Source organism: Bacillus sp. FSL K6-1003 (assembly GCF_037964945.1).
GTDB lineage: Bacteria > Bacillota > Bacilli > Bacillales > Bacillaceae > Bacillus > Bacillus mojavensis.
In genome coordinates this window covers 3,680,038-3,694,751 of the sequence record NZ_CP150176.1, presented here as the reverse complement: position 1 = coordinate 3,694,751, position 14,714 = coordinate 3,680,038, and the positions used below count along the sequence as shown (strand labels likewise).

Annotated in this window: 14 protein-coding genes; 11 read left to right on the top strand and 3 right to left on the bottom strand. The window is 45.8% G+C overall.

What is annotated here, in order from left to right; translation table 11 throughout:
* Positions 1 to 17 precede the first annotated feature (17 nt).
* Positions 18 to 1,217: a multidrug effflux MFS transporter gene (locus tag NSU16_RS18840; protein ID WP_339191718.1), complete on the bottom strand. Its 1,200-nt coding sequence runs from the start codon at positions 1,215 to 1,217 to the stop codon at positions 18 to 20.
* A 219-nt stretch (positions 1,218 to 1,436) separates the two neighbouring features.
* Here NSU16_RS18840 and NSU16_RS18835 point away from each other — a divergent pair, with 219 nt between their 5' ends.
* The 7 genes from NSU16_RS18835 to NSU16_RS18805 all read left to right on the top strand — a co-directional run bounded on the left by NSU16_RS18835 (position 1,437) and on the right by NSU16_RS18805 (position 8,742).
* On the top strand, positions 1,437 to 2,675 hold the full coding sequence (locus NSU16_RS18835) for an MFS transporter (RefSeq protein ID WP_286059333.1): 1,239 nt from the start codon (positions 1,437 to 1,439) through the stop codon (positions 2,673 to 2,675).
* A gap of 160 nt (positions 2,676 to 2,835) precedes the next feature.
* Positions 2,836 to 3,450 carry a bacilysin biosynthesis protein BacA gene (locus NSU16_RS18830; RefSeq protein WP_010332314.1) on the top strand — a complete coding sequence of 205 codons (615 nt, stop codon included), beginning with the start codon at positions 2,836 to 2,838 and terminating at the stop codon, positions 3,448 to 3,450.
* Positions 3,440 to 4,150, top strand: a complete 711-nt coding sequence (locus NSU16_RS18825; RefSeq protein ID WP_268448066.1) for a cupin domain-containing protein — start codon at positions 3,440 to 3,442, stop codon at positions 4,148 to 4,150. The genes NSU16_RS18830 and NSU16_RS18825 overlap by 11 nt, the downstream gene beginning before the upstream one ends.
* Positions 4,150 to 4,911 carry a dihydroanticapsin 7-dehydrogenase gene (gene bacC / locus NSU16_RS18820; RefSeq protein WP_339191717.1) on the top strand — a complete coding sequence of 254 codons (762 nt, stop codon included), beginning with the start codon at positions 4,150 to 4,152 and terminating at the stop codon, positions 4,909 to 4,911. The genes NSU16_RS18825 and bacC overlap by 1 nt, the downstream gene beginning before the upstream one ends.
* A 22-nt stretch (positions 4,912 to 4,933) precedes the next feature.
* Positions 4,934 to 6,352 (top strand): ATP-grasp domain-containing protein, encoded by a 1,419-nt coding sequence (locus tag NSU16_RS18815; protein WP_339191716.1) that lies wholly within the window; start codon positions 4,934 to 4,936, stop codon positions 6,350 to 6,352.
* Positions 6,349 to 7,530, top strand: coding sequence for an MFS transporter (locus NSU16_RS18810; protein ID WP_229148601.1), 1,182 nt, complete (start codon positions 6,349 to 6,351; stop codon positions 7,528 to 7,530). The genes NSU16_RS18815 and NSU16_RS18810 overlap by 4 nt, the downstream gene beginning before the upstream one ends.
* A 12-nt stretch (positions 7,531 to 7,542) precedes the next feature.
* Positions 7,543 to 8,742 carry a pyridoxal phosphate-dependent aminotransferase gene (locus tag NSU16_RS18805; protein ID WP_339191715.1) on the top strand — a complete coding sequence of 400 codons (1,200 nt, stop codon included), beginning with the start codon at positions 7,543 to 7,545 and terminating at the stop codon, positions 8,740 to 8,742.
* A gap of 14 nt (positions 8,743 to 8,756) precedes the next feature.
* Here the strand turns inward: NSU16_RS18805 and bacG are convergent, their stop codons facing one another.
* A complete protein-coding gene (bacG, locus tag NSU16_RS18800) occupies positions 8,757 to 9,536 on the bottom strand; it encodes an NADPH-dependent reductase BacG (protein WP_339191714.1) in 780 nt (259 codons plus the stop codon).
* A gap of 132 nt (positions 9,537 to 9,668) precedes the next feature.
* Complete coding sequence (hemQ, locus tag NSU16_RS18795) at positions 9,669 to 10,433, bottom strand: hydrogen peroxide-dependent heme synthase (RefSeq protein ID WP_333513488.1); 765 nt, start codon at positions 10,431 to 10,433, stop codon at positions 9,669 to 9,671.
* Between the two features lie 269 nt (positions 10,434 to 10,702).
* Here hemQ and pta point away from each other — a divergent pair, with 269 nt between their 5' ends.
* From pta to NSU16_RS18775, 4 genes are all read left to right on the top strand, one after another.
* Complete coding sequence (pta, locus tag NSU16_RS18790) at positions 10,703 to 11,674, top strand: phosphate acetyltransferase (RefSeq protein ID WP_010332307.1); 972 nt, start codon at positions 10,703 to 10,705, stop codon at positions 11,672 to 11,674.
* Between the two features lie 129 nt (positions 11,675 to 11,803).
* A complete protein-coding gene (gene cysL / locus NSU16_RS18785) occupies positions 11,804 to 12,703 on the top strand; it encodes a cysJI operon transcriptional regulator CysL (RefSeq protein WP_339191713.1) in 900 nt (299 codons plus the stop codon).
* Between the two features lie 47 nt (positions 12,704 to 12,750).
* Positions 12,751 to 13,596 (top strand): biotin/lipoate A/B protein ligase family protein, encoded by an 846-nt coding sequence (locus NSU16_RS18780; protein ID WP_010332305.1) that lies wholly within the window; start codon positions 12,751 to 12,753, stop codon positions 13,594 to 13,596.
* Positions 13,597 to 13,745: 149 nt separating this feature from the next.
* On the top strand, positions 13,746 to 14,636 hold the full coding sequence (locus NSU16_RS18775; RefSeq protein ID WP_339191712.1) for a carboxylate/amino acid/amine transporter: 891 nt from the start codon (positions 13,746 to 13,748) through the stop codon (positions 14,634 to 14,636).
* Positions 14,637 to 14,714 lie beyond the last annotated feature (78 nt).

Genomic DNA, 14,714 nt, shown 5'->3' with positions numbered 1-14,714 from the left:
GGAGGCCGGAGAGCTTTTTATGCGTTACGTCTGACAAGAAACACATAGGACAATATCGCGAGCACATCAAAGCCAGATATACTCAGCGCCATCGGCCACGCGCTTTCTTCCCCGGCAACACCGACGAGCGGAGCGGCAATGGCCCCTCCGATAAAGGGCAGAAGCCCAAGGAGCGCCGCGGCGCTGCCCGCCCCTTTTTCCTGCTTTTGCATCGCTAGCGTAAAACCTGTCGTTGTGACGATACCGACACTGGAGACGATAATAAATAAAGATGCGCAGACAGCGAACAGCCCGAGGTCAAAAGTGAGCGACAAAAGAAGTGCGGCGCTTCCAATGATGGAGATCAATAGACCAGAGATGAACAGCTTGCGCTCATCAACATTTTTGGCCAGTCGCCCTGTCATCTGTGTAGCCGCAATAATGCCCGCCCCGTTGATGGCAAACAGCATGCTGAACATCTGGGCCGACACACCGTATATGTTTTGCAGGACAAATGGCGAACCGGAAATATAAGCAAACATGCCGGTCATGATAAAGGCCTGGCTGAAAGCAAAACCCATAAACACCCGGTCAGCAAGCAAGTGCCGAAATGTGGTCAGCGTCTCCCGGAGTCCGCCCTTTGTCCGTTTTTCAGGAGGCAGTGATTCAGGCAATGCGGTAAGAACCGCGACAAAAATAAGACACCCGATCCCGGCCAGCACGATAAACACGGTTGACCAGTCAGTAAATTGAAGGATGAATCCTCCCGTAATCGGGGCTAAAATTGGCGCTGCTCCGTTTACGAGCATTAACAATGAGAAAAAAGCGGTCAGGTCTTTGCCTGAGTACATATCGCGGGCAGTGGCGCGGGCGATGACAATCCCCGCCGCTCCGGTAAAGCCCTGGATAAACCTCATGATAATTAAAAACGCGACAGAAGGGCTAAACGCGCATAATAAGGAAGAGAGTGTATAAAGCACCATTGATATGATCAGCGGTTTCCGGCGCCCATTCATATCACTAAGCGGTCCGACGATAATCTGTCCGAGCGCAAGCCCGAGCAGACAGAACGTTAAGCTCAGCTGTGCGAGTGACGCGGTCGTATGCAGGTCGGCAGCGACTTGGGGAAGAGCAGGCAAATACATATCAAGAGACAGCGGCCCGAATGACGCCAGCGTGCCGAGAATGAATACCATGCCGAGCCTGAAACGCGCGGCTGTTGAATAACCTTGATTCATCACATGACCCACCTTAACAAATGATCCTATTACTATAGCATATCCCAGGATATGTTTTGATTTTATTTTAAAATTGAAACAATAAATCTCTTATTCATATTCGAATGTAAATAATAAAAAGAAATTCATTTTCGTTCGAATTGTAAATTGTAAATAAAGGATGCTAAACTATAATTCAACTTTATATTTAAAAGATTCCGGAAGAGGTGTTAAGGGAGAATGAAGAGTAAACAAAACAATCACAGCAAATCAAAACATCATTTTCCGCTATTTCTTGCGTTGGCTTTAACAATGGGCGTATTTGCGGCTGGATCTGAAGAGCTTGTCATTTCACCGCTGCTGCCTGATTTAGCAGATGCCTTCAACTCAGATGTCAGCGTGCTTGCGCTATCTATCAGTATATATGGGATTATGATTTTTATCGGTGCCCCGCTGCTGGTTCCTTTAGGGGATAAATACTCGAGAGAACTGAGTTTAATGTTGGGACTTGTGATCTTTATTATAGGAACCGTGATATGCGCTTTGGCGCAAAATATCTTTTTCTTCTTTTTAGGCCGGGCGCTTTCAGGATTGGCAGCAGGTGCATTTGTCCCAACCGCTTACGCAGTTGTCGGGGATCGTGTCCCGTATACATATCGAGGCAAAGTGATGGGACTGATCGTATCAAGCTGGTCGCTTGCACTGATTTTCGGTGTGCCGATCGGATCATTTATAGGCGGCGTCTTACATTGGAGATGGACGTTCTGGATTTTCGCCTTGATGGGTGCGCTTGTTGTTTTGCTCATCCTATTTGAAATGCGCCGCCATAACGATAATAAAAACAACAGCCTGGAGGAAAAAGAGGAGCCGGCGGGGACATTTCGAGACGCGCTTAAAGTGCCGCGTGTTCCCGTTTATATCATAATCACCTTTTGCAATATGATTGGCTTTTACGGTATGTATTCGTTTTTAGGCTCTTACCTTCAGGACGTTTTTGCTGGAGGCAATACGGCTGCCGGCTTATTTATCATGATTTATGGCATCGGATTTTCCATGAGCGTCATTACTGGTAAGATTGCCGACCGTATTGGAAAAATGCGCTCTCTGGTCATTGCGCTGGCGGTCATCAGCGTTCTGCTGGCTTGTATCGCGTATGCGCCTGCATCAATGCCTCTGCTCATCATCAGTCTATTTATCTGGGGATTAATGCAGAGCTTGACGGTGACACTGCTCAGCACCATTTTGAGTGATTGCTCAGAGCGTCATCGCGGGAAAATTATGGCGTTTTACAGCCTCGCCTCGAATCTTGCCGTGACGTTGGGTTCTGCTTTGATGGGACCGGTATACGTGGAATATGGTTATACAGCTGTCGGGTTCATATGTGCAGGCATTACAGTACTGGGATTGGGACTCAGTATTTTTGCCTACAGAAAGTACGGCATTCATGATCAGAAAGCGGATCATTCATTATATCAATAAACAAAGCTTCTAAATTCCTATAAATAAGCGATGTATAAAACCCTATTTTTAGGGTTTTTTCGTTTGTATAGGGATATTTATCAATATTTCCAAATAATGTTGACAGTCTTATCTCCGCTGGATAAAATTTACTTAAAATTTAAAAGATTGGTTGGTGCTCATGATTATATTGGATAATAGCATTCAGACAAAAAACAAAGCTTATTCAATATCAAAACTGATTACAGTCAACACGCTCGGCCCAGAAGGGACAAGCAGTGAGTACGCAGCAAAACATTTCATCTCCAATTTTACTCTTCTCCAGGGGCTAAACAGTAAATTATCTTTGCATGATACATTTGAATCATGCATCGAAAGGACTCTTCAAAGCCCGCTGGAATATACCATCGTTCCACATGCTTACGACGGCATTAAGCATTTCTACATGAGGCCGGATTTGCAGCTTTTGCAAATCTTCAGGTGCGATACACCGATGTACGGCCTGGCAGTCCGTCCTGATTTCACATTCAGCGACGACATGCTTGACACATCTGTTATTGTTTCACATCCATCACCTATCAATTTAATAAAATATTTTACCCGCAAAGACGTTAAGTTTGAGCTGGTCAATTCAACTAGCGCCGCAGCAAAAAAAGTAAAAGAAGGTCTTTCAGACATTGCTTTAACCAATGAACTGGCAAGGCAAAAATACGGGCTCAAATTTGTTAAGACCTTTAAAAGCATTCCTATGAGCTGGTCATTATTCGGAAAAGGAGACGTTGAGTATGAAAACTGAACAAGATTTGAAGGAGATTTATTTCCCGACACCAAAATTAATAGAGTGGGAGAACGGAGTGAGACAGTATTCCACCGTCCGCGGCGATACTGAAGTGCTAATGTCTTACGTTCCGCCGCATACTAATGTTGAACCGCATCAGCATCAGGAAGTCCAAATCGGCATGGTCGTTTCAGGCGAGCTATCCATGACTGTCGGAGATGTCACAAAAAAAATGACAGCCTTGGAATCGGCATATATCGCGCCGCCGCATGTGCCTCATGGAGCAAGAAATGAAACAGACCAAGAAGTCATTGCCATTGATATTAAACGGTATAAAGCTGATGAAACATATACAAGTCCTGAAGATTATTTTTTGAATATTTTTAAAACAAGAGATTTAATGCCCGGAATGGAAGTCACGTTCTTTGTTGAGGATTGGGTAGAAATTATGCTGGCCAAGATTCCTGGAAACGGCGGCGAAATGCCTTTCCATAAACATCGCAATGAACAAATCGGCATCTGCATCGGCGGCGGATATGATATGACCGTTGAAGGCTGCACAGTGGATATGACATTCGGCACTGCCTATTTCTGCGAACCTCGTGAAGACCATGGCGCCATCAACCGTTCTGAAAAAGAATCTCAATCCATTAACATCTTCTTTCCGCCGCGCTATAACAGATCAAAGACGAAAAAGGTAAAGGCGGATGAATCATAATGAACCTCATCAATAAAACCGTCCTCATAACAGGAGGTGCATCAGGCATCGGCTATGCCGCGGTTCAAGCTTTTTTGAACCAGCAGGCAAATGTGATTGTGGCGGATATTGATGCAGCACAGGGAGAAGCGATGGTCCGGCAAGAAAATCATGACCGGCTGCACTTTGTGCAAACAGACATCACGGACGAAGCGGCCTGCCAGCACGCTGTTCAATCGGCAATCGATACATTCGGAGGATTAGACATTTTAATTAATAATGCGGGAATCGAAATCGTCGCGCCTATTCATGAGATGGAGCTGAGCGATTGGAATAAGGTGCTCCAAGTCAATCTGACGGGCATGTTTTTAATGAGCAAGCACGCACTCAAGCATATGCTGGCTGCCGGCAAGGGCAATATCATTAATACGTGCTCTGTCGGCGGAGTCGTGGCATGGCCTGATATCCCGGCATATAACGCTAGCAAAGGCGGCGTGTTGCAGCTGACAAGGTCAATGGCTGTTGATTACGCCAAACATCAAATCCGCGTTAACTGTGTATGTCCGGGAATTATCGATACGCCGTTAAATGAGAAATCCTTTATTGAAAATAATGAAGGCACACTTGAAGAAATCAAGAAAGAAAAGGCGAAGGTGAATCCGATGCTAAAACTCGGAAAACCTGAAGAAATAGCAAACGTGATGCTGTTTTTAGCCTCTGATTTATCAAGCTATATGACCGGAAGCGCCATCACCGCAGACGGAGGATATACCGCACAATAGAGAGAGAAGGAGTGTTTTACATATGGAGAGAAAAACAGTTTTGGTTATCGCTGATCTAGGAGGCTGCCCGCCGCACATGTTTTATCAAAGCGCTGCTGAAAAATATAACCTGGTCAGCTTTATTCCAAGGCCATTTGCCATTACAGCTTCCCATGCGGCGCTTATTGAAAAATACTCGGTCGCGGTCATAAAGGATAAAGATTATTTTCAGAGCATCGCAGATTTTGAGCATCCCGATTCCATTTACTGGGCGCATGAGGACCATGACAAACCCGAAGAAGAGGTAGTCGAGCAAATCGTCAAGGTTGCCGAAATGTTTGGAGCGGAAGCCATCACAACAAACAATGAATTATTCATTGCTCCGATGGCGAAAGCCTGTGAACGACTCGGCTTAAGAGGAGCTGGTGTACAAGCTGCCGAAAATGCCAGAGATAAAAATAAAATGAGGGCAGCGTTTAATAAAGCCGGGGTCAAAACAATCAAAAACAAACGGGTCACAACCCTTGAAGATTTCCGCGCCGCGCTGAAAGAGATCGGTACACCGCTCATCTTAAAACCGACTTATTTGGCGAGTTCAATCGGCGTGACGCTGATTACGGACACCAAAACAGCAGAAGCTGAGTTTAACCGAGTCAATGACTATCTGAAATCCATTAATGTGCCAAAGGCGGTTACGTTTGAAGCCCCATTTATTGCGGAGGAGTTTTTACAGGGAGAATACCCGGACTGGTATCAAACCGAGGGATACTCCGACTATATCAGCATAGAAGGGATCATGGCAGACGGAGAATATGTTCCAGTCGCGATTCATGACAAAACACCGCAAATCGGATTTACGGAAACATCGCATATTACGCCGTCCATCTTGGATGATGAAGCGAAAAAGATCGTTATTGAAGCGGCCAGAAAGGCAAATGAAGGGCTTGGCCTGGAAAACTGTGCGACACATACAGAAATCAAGTTAATGAAAAATAGAGAAGCCGGTTTAATAGAGTCTGCGGCCAGATTTGCCGGATGGAATATGATTCCGAATATTAAAAAGGTCTTCGGCGTCGACATGGCGCAATTATTGTTAGATGTTCTCTGTTTCGGAAAAGACGCCGATCTTCCGGATGGATTGCTGGAACAAGAGCCTTGCTATATTGCCGACTGTCATTTGTACCCGGAGCATTTCAAACAAAACGGGCAGCTTCCTGAAGCGGCGGAGGATATGATCATTGAATCCATCAACATTCCGGACGGGCTGCTGAAGGGAGATACGGAACTTGTTTCTTTCTCGGCTGCGGCACCAGGTACGTCTGTTGATTTGAGCCTGTTTGAAGCCTTCAATTCCATTGCCTCATTTGAACTGAAAGGCAGCAATTCACAGGATGTAGCCGATTCCATTAAACAAATCCAGCAGCATGCGAAGCTGACTGCGAAGTATGTGCTGCCGGTATGAAACAGTTAAAGCCAAATTCTAAATACTTGCTTTACGGGCAGGCGCTTTCGTTTATGGGAGACTATTGTGTTCTCCCGGCCCTGCTCATTTTGTCTACATATTATCACGATTATTGGGTGACGTCGGGAGTCATCGCGGTCAGAAGCATTCCGATGGTGTTTCAGCCATTTTTGGGGGTGCTCGTTGACCGATTGGACAGAATTAAAATTATGCTGTGGACAGATGTCATCAGGGGCGTCATCTTTTTGGGGCTCACCTTTCTCCCAAAAGGCGAGTATCCGCTGATTTTTCTTGCTCTGCTGTTTGTCTCTTACGGGAGCGGCGTGTTTTTTAATCCGGCGCGTCTCGCGGTCATGTCTTCATTGGAATCAGACATTAAAACGATCAATACCTTATTCGCTAAAGCCACGACCATTTCGATCATTGTCGGCGCGGCCGCCGGAGGGTTATTCCTGTTAGCCGGGTCTGTAGAGATGGCTGTTGCCTTTAACGGTGTGACATACCTGGTTTCGGCATTTTTTATCAGGCGAATTAAGCTGCAATTTGTCCCGATTCAGTCTGAAAATGTAAAAGAGGCCTTTCAGTCTTTTAAAGAAGGGCTGAAGGAAATCAAAACCAATTCATTCGTGTTAAACGCCATGTTTACAATGATTACGATGGCGATGCTCTGGGGGATCGTGTACAGCTATTTTCCGATTGTCAGCCGCTTTTTGGGTGACGGGGAGATCGGCAACTTTATCCTTACCTTCTGCATCGGCTTCGGCGGTTTCATCGGAGCGGCGCTTGTCAGCAAATGGGGCTTTAACAACAATAAAGGCTTGATGTACTTTACCATTTTATCAATCGTCTCACTGGCACTGTTTTTATTCACGCCCATTTTCGCTGTATCTGTCATTAGCGCCATCCTCTTTTTCATCGCCATGGAATATGGAGAAGTGCTTGCAAAGGTTAAAGTTCAGGAAAACGCGGCGAACCAGATTCAAGGGCGTATTTTTTCGGTGGCTGAAGCGTCCATTGGCTTGTGCATTTCGGTTGGTTCCATGCTTATCAACGTGTTAGAGGCTCCTGTCATCATGGGGCTGATTGTCATCATGGTAAGCGGTTTGTTTTTGCATACGAAACTGGTGAACAAATCTTTTTTGGAACGGGATAAAAAAACTGAGCAAATTCACTTATAAGGAGTCTTTCAGATGGAAATAACACCGTCCGACGTCATCAAGACACTTCCAAGGCAAGAATTTTCTCTCGTTTTTCAAAAGGTAAAAGAAATGGAAAAAACGGGGGCGCAAGTCATTAATCTCGGACAGGGGAACCCTGACCTTCCTACTCCGCCGCATATCGTGCAGGCATTGCAGGAGGCGGCTGTGAACCCTTCTTTTCACGGGTACGGGCCATTCAGAGGTTATCCCTTCCTAAAGGAAGCGATTGCCGCTTTCTATAAAAGAGAATACGGAGTGACAATCAATCCTGAAACAGAAGTGGCGCTCTTCGGCGGAGGAAAAGCAGGCTTGTATGTTTTAACACAGTGCCTGCTCAATCCGGGAGATATCGCTCTGGTCCCGAACCCAGGCTATCCTGAATATCTTTCGGGTATTACAATGGCAAGAGCAGAGCTGCACGAAATGCCGCTGCACGCAGAAAACGGCTATCTGCCTGAGTTTGAGAAAATAGATCCCGCTGTGTTACAAAAAGCGAAACTGATGTTTTTGAACTATCCGAATAACCCGACGGGAGCTGTGGCGGATGCGGCTTTTTATGCAAAAGCGGCCGCATTTGCAAAAGAGCACCAGATTCATCTGATTCATGACTTTGCGTACGGCGCATTTGAGTTTGATAAAAAACCGGCCAGCTTCCTGCAGGCGGAGGATGCAAGAACTGTGGGCGCAGAGCTTTATTCATTTTCAAAAACATTTAACATGGCCGGCTGGAGAATGGCGTTTGCCGTGGGGAATGAAAAGATTATACAAGCGGTCAATGAATTTCAGGATCACGTCTTTGTCGGCATGTTTGGCGGTCTGCAGCAGGCGGCCAGTGCGGCGTTATCAGGAGATCAGGACCAAACAGATCGCTTGAAACGCATCTATGCGGAACGGATTGACTTTTTTACGGAGCTATGTGAAAAAGAACTGGGCTGGAAGATAGAAAAACCAAGAGGAACATTTTATGTATGGGCTGAAATTCCAAAAATGTTTGAGTCTTCTCACCAATTCGCTGACCACCTGCTGGAGCAGGCCCATGTTGTCGTAACACCGGGAGAGATTTTCGGCAGCAACGGAAAACGGCATGTCAGAATATCAATGGTATCGAAGCAGGAGGATCTGCGTGAATTTGTCATGCGGATTCAAAAGCTGAACCTGCCGTTTTCCTCATTACAAGAAGTCTCCCGCTAAAAAGCGGGATTTTTTTATATGCTTTTCATGCTGCCGCCGTCAGCGGAAATTTGCTGTCCTGTGATATAGGAGGCCTCCTCAGAGGCGAGAAACGCGGCGAGCGCTGCGGTTTCTTCGGCTGATCCGACCCGTTTCATCGGAATCCCGGAAGCAATCTGTTTTTCTGCTTCTTGTTTGGACATGCTGTTCTTTTTCATCACATTCTCTACAAATTGATGATAACGGTCTGTCGCGATAAAACCAGGATTCAGGCAGTTGACAGTAATGTTGTGAGGAGCAAGCTGAATGGAAATATTTTTACTGGCGTTAATTAAAGCGGCATTCATCATACTGTTTGTAAACATATTGGCGCCGGGTTCTTTCCACAGATTTCCGACAATGTTGATGATTCTGCCAAACTCGTTTTGTTTCATCAGTGAGGCAGCACGCTTGATAGCGTCAATGTAGGCAACGGTCTTTTGTGTGAACGTGGCCGTCATATCCTCTATATTGCAGTTATCAAATGTGTCAGGCGCGCCGCCCGGAATATTATTAATCAGAACATCAAGGCGTCCGCATTGAGATTCGATGTTTTGAAAAACGTCGGCTCTCGTTTGTTGGTCAGACATATCACCCGCAAGGACAATGATGCTCGCTTCAGGATGCTTGGCCAATATGTCTTCTTTGACTGATTCAATATTGTCCAAGTTTCGCGAATTAATGACGATGGAAAAATGGTGGTCTGCTAGCTTCAGAGCGATTGCTTTTCCGATCCCTTGACTGGCTCCCATAATAAATGCGGTTCGTTTTGACAAATAACTGCACCCCTTTGAAAAAATTGGATTATTATCTCCATCGTAAGAAAAAACAGAGAGAATAGCAAATTTTATTTAAATTCTGATAAAGAGGAATTGAAAAACTCCCGCCGTTTGCGGCGGGAGGAGATATTATACATATAGGAATTGAGGAAGTGTATCAAGCGAAAGGCGGTTGCCCACAAAAAACGAGCCAAATTCGCCGTAACGCGCGCTGACTTCGTCAAAACGCATTTCGTATACAAGCTTTTTGAATTGAAGAACATCATCACTGAACAGCGTAACGCCCCATTCGTAATCATCAAAGCCGACTGAACCTGTGATGATCTGTTTCACTTTGCCAGCATAGCTGCGTCCGATTAAGCCGTGGCTTCTCATCAAGTTTCTTCGTTCTTCCATAGAAAGCATGTACCAGTTGTCATTGCCGGATCTTCTTTTATCCATTGGATAGAAGCATACATATTTTGATTCCGGCAGTTCAGGGTAAAGGCGCGCACGTACATGCGGATTTTCATACGGGTCGCCGTCGCCGCTCGCCAAATAGTTGCTCAGTTCAACAACTGACACGTAGGAGTAAGCCGGAATGGTGAACTCAGCAAGTCTTGATTTGTTGAATTCGAGCTCAATTTCATTTAATTCTTCCATTGTAGGGCGAAGAATCATCAGCATAAAATCAGCTTTTTGGCCGACGATGCTGTAAAGGGTTTGCGAGCCTTTCCCTTCTTTTTGGGCGACTCCCCATTTTTCAAGCAATCCTGTAAATTCATGAATGATAGACTGGCGCTCATCACTGGTCAGGAGCTTCCAGGAAGTCCAGTCCATTGTGCGGAAATCATGAAGCGCATACCAGCCGTCCAGCGTTTTTGCCGCTTCATTTGTCATTTGCTGTTCACTCATTTATCTTCACTCCTATTATCTTTTCGTTATTGCCTTCACTATATCATAGTTTATCCGATTCTACTGTGGAGAAACCTTGAACATCCGATTCGTATATCTCCTCAAAAATAAGAGAACATATAAGGAAAGCATCAGTTGCTTAAATTAGTTAGAAAAATAAGATTTTTTGATGAAAGCGCTATAATAAAAGTTGGCTGTTTGAATTTCACTGGAAGAAGAGTATGCTAGTAAAAGAAAGCGTTTTTGTAACTTTTTGAGGAGGTTTTATTGTGGCAGATTTATTTTCAACAGTGCAAGAAAAAGTAGCTGGAAAAGGCGTTAAAATTGTATTTCCTGAAGGCTTGGACGAACGTATTTTAGTTGCGGTCAGCAAGCTTGCAGACAATAAAGTGCTGAATCCGATTGTGATCGGCAATGAAAATGAGATCCAAGCAAAAGCAAAAGAACTGAATTTGACGCTTGACGGCGTTGATATTTATGATCCTCATACATATGAAGGCATGGAAGATCTTGTACAGGCATTCGTGGAACGCCGTAAAGGCAAAGCAACAGAAGAACAGGCTCGAAAAGCGCTCTTAGACGAGAACTACTTCGGCACAATGCTTGTGTACAAAGGCCTGGCTGCCGGTCTTGTGAGCGGAGCGGCTCATTCAACTGCCGACACTGTCCGTCCGGCTCTTCAAATCATCAAAACAAAAGAAGGCGTGAAAAAGACTTCCGGCGTCTTCATCATGGCACGCGGCGATGAGCAGTACGTATTCGCGGATTGCGCGATCAACATTGCGCCTGACAGCCAAGATCTTGCGGAAATCGCGATCGAAAGCGCCAATACGGCAAAAATGTTCGACATTGATCCTCGCGTAGCAATGCTCAGCTTCTCTACAAAAGGCTCAGCAAAATCTGATGAAACAGAAAAAGTAGCGGATGCTGTGAAAATCGCGAAAGAAAAAGCGCCTGAATTAACGCTTGACGGCGAATTCCAATTTGATGCTGCATTCGTTCCATCTGTAGCTGAGAAAAAAGCGCCGGACTCCGAGATCAAAGGAGACGCGAACGTATTCGTATTCCCAAGCTTGGAAGCAGGAAACATCGGCTACAAAATTGCTCAGCGTTTAGGCAACTTTGAAGCTGTAGGACCAATCCTGCAAGGCTTAAATATGCCTGTTAACGATCTTTCAAGAGGTTGTAACGCTGAAGATGTTTACAATCTCGCATTAATTACAGCGGCACAAGCACTGTAAGGAAAGCGATAGCAGCTCTCTCGCAGAGGGCTGCTTTTTTTGCGCCTTCTTTACCAGGGCAGATGATATGAGTAAAATAAAGAAAACTGATCATCATCATAAATCTTATTCATGACAGGGGTGGGGCCTTTGTATTACGACGTGCTGAAAACCTTTATCGCGGTGGTGGAAGAAAAAAACTTCACAAAAGCAGCAGAAAAGCTGATGATTTCCCAGCCCAGCGTCAGTCTGCATATCAAAAATCTTGAAAAAGAATTTCAAACAGCTCTGCTGAATCGGTCGCCGAAGCATTTTACGACAACACCGACAGGGGACATTCTGTATCAAAGGGCAAAGCAAATGGTATTTCTCTACGAGCAGGCCAAGGCTGAAATTTACGCGCATCATCATTATGTAAAAGGTGAATTGAAAATAGCCGCCAGCTTTACAATCGGAGAGTATATTCTTCCGCCGCTCCTCGCCCAGCTGCAAAAGCTGTATCCTGAGCTGAATCTGGACGTCATGATTGGCAATACAAAAGAAGTAAGCGAACGTGTCCGAATGCTTCAGGCTGATATCGGGCTGATTGAAGGGCATACCGACGAGAACGAACTGGACATTGAACCGTTCATGGAGGATGAAATGTGCATCGCAGCACCGAACCAGCATCCGCTTGCCGGAAAAAGAGATATTTCAATCAGCGATTTGCAAAATGAAGCGTGGGTGACAAGGGAGAAAGGCTCCGGCACAAGGGAATATCTCGATCATGTGCTGAGCTCGAACGGACTGCGGCCAAAGTCGATGTTCACCATCAGCAGCAATCAAGGTGTAAAAGAAGCGGTAATCAGCGGCATGGGTTTATCGGTCTTATCAAGAAGCGTGCTGCATAAGGATTTGATTCACCGCGACATTTCAATTCTCCACATTAAAGATTTCACATTAAAGCGCAAGCTGTCTTATATTCATTCTCCTCTCATGGAGAATACAAAAAATAAAGAAATTTTCATTACGATGCTGAAAAGCAATTTTCAATCATCACGGCTCAAATGATATAATAGGTTTCGTTCATAAGCCTAACATGAAAGGGTTTTACATAGATGGCAAACCAACCGATTGATTTACTGATGCAGCCGACATGGAGAGTCATTGACCAATCCAGTCTCGGCCCTTTATTTGATGCGAAGCAATCCTTCGCTATGGATGATACGCTGTGCGCGTCTGTAGGAAAGGGCGTGTCGCCGGCGACAGCACGCTCTTGGGTGCACCACGACACGATTGTCCTCGGTATTCAGGATACGCGCCTCCCGTTTTTGCAGGACGGCATTGCCCTGCTGGAAAATGAGGGATACCGCGTCATCGTACGCAATTCCGGCGGTCTGGCTGTTGTTTTGGATGAAGGCGTTTTAAATATTTCTCTCATATTCGAGGACCAAAAGAAGGGCATCGATATAGACAGAGGATACGAAGCAATGGTTGAACTGATGAAACGGATGCTCAAGCCGTATGGTGCAGAGATTGAAGCCTATGAAATTGAGGGCTCCTATTGTCCAGGCAGCTATGATCTCAGCATTGACGGCAAAAAGTTCGCCGGCATTTCTCAACGACGTCTTCGCGGCGGGGCAGCCGTTCAAATTTATCTCTGTGCAGATAAAAGCGGCAGTGAGAGGGCGGATCTGATCAGACGATTCTATCAAGCCGCCCTGAAGGATAAACAGAACGACAAAAAAGGCATCTACCCGGATATACATCCGGAAACCATGGCATCGTTAAGTGAGCTTCTGCATACCGATATCTCCGTACAGGATTTAATGCTCGCTTTGCTTACGGAATTAAAAGCGTTAAGCACTCACCTCTACTCAGCCGGACTGTCCATTGACGAGGAATTGGAATTTGAGAAAAACCTTGTCCGGATGACAGAACGGAATGAAAAGGTGTTTGGATGAACGTCACTTGCATGTCAGCCGATAGGCTGGCATGCTTTTTTTTCGCTATCATCTTGTCTATAGATAAATCTTTCTTATAAACAGAAAACAATTACAGCAAAAAAAGCGATAAAATAACAGCAGCATCTGCATACAAAGGGGAGAGGCAAATGAAAGGTAATGTTTACAGCTTGTTTGTGCTGGTCGCGGCTTTTTTCTGGGGAACAACCGGCACCGTTCAGGCGCTGGCTCCAGAAAGCGCCACTCCGCTGGCATTTGGAGCGGTTAGATTATTGATAGGAGGAAGCGCCATGCTTCTTGTGGTCTGGATCAGCCGTGAGCTTCACGTGGAAAATTGGTCATGGCCCCCCGTGATTTTAGCAGCGATTTGTATGGCCTGTTATCAGCCGCTTTTTTTCACCGCCGTAAAAGAAACAGGGATTGCGGTCGGGACAGTGATTGCCATCGGCAGTGCGCCTATTATTGCCGGGAGCTTAGAGTGGGCCGTTTTAAAAAAACGGCCGCGAAATTCCTGGTGGATTGCAACTGTATTTGCTTTGGCGGGATGCTGGCTCCTGTTTTCAGACGGCTCCAATGTTCGGGTTGATGTGTCAGGGGTTCTCATGGCGATTGGAGCGGGTGCTTCTTTTGCGGGTTATACCTTGATCAGTAAATCAATGATGAAAACACAGCCGCCGAGAGCGACCTCAGCTGTTGTCTTCATGCTCAGCGCCATATTGCTGACGCCGCTACTGTGGCAGTCGGATCTCTCTTGGATGCTGACCCCAAAAGGATGGGGAACGAGCCTTTACATCGGGTTCATTGCGACATGCGCGGCCTACTTTTTGTTTGCAAAAGGGCTCACCGGAGTGCCGGCTTCGGCAGCAGTTACACTGTCCTTGGCTGAGCCGCTGACCGCCTCATTGCTGGGCGTGTTTTTCATAGGTGAAATGCTTTCTCTTTCCTCATGGCTCGGCATCGTGCTGATGATGTTAGGGCTTCTGGTCATTTCAGGAGCGCCTCGCAAGCAAAAGACAGCTGATGCGGCTCATGTGTCTTAATAGATTAGCATAAGCTTGTGCTCATTTTACAAGACTAACGGAGCCGCCGCAAAAACAGAAAATCCTCTTTTCCAAAAG